Annotated in this window: 1 protein-coding gene; it reads right to left on the bottom strand. The window is 68.2% G+C overall.

Translation table 11 applies throughout. The annotated features are described in order from the left end of the window. Window positions 1-314: FAD-dependent oxidoreductase (locus tag GPK89_RS10825; protein WP_215693055.1), on the bottom strand; the 314-nt coding region annotated here is incomplete at both ends.

Here is a 314-nt window from a genome sequence, read left to right as displayed (position 1 = left end):
TGCAGGGCTTCGTAGACGGTGACCTTGTAGCCCAGCTTGGCCAGATCGCCCGCGACGGTCAGGCCGGACGGGCCCGCGCCGATGACCGCGACCTTGTGACCGTTGGGCGCGGGGGCGGTGGGCTTGGTATGTACGTTGTTGCGGTACCAGTCGGCGACAAAGCGCTCCAAGCGGCCAATGCCGACGGCCTCGCCCTTGATGCCGCGGACGCACTTGCCCTCGCACTGATGCTCCTGCGGGCAGACACGGCCGCAGACGGCGGGCAGCGCACTGGACTGGGCAATCACGTTGTAGGCGGCCTCAAAGTCGCCCTC

The sequence above is a fragment of the Gemmiger formicilis genome (genome assembly GCF_018784445.1).
Classification (GTDB): Bacteria; Bacillota; Clostridia; order Oscillospirales; family Ruminococcaceae; genus Gemmiger.
This window is presented reverse-complemented; position numbering and strand designations above follow the sequence as displayed.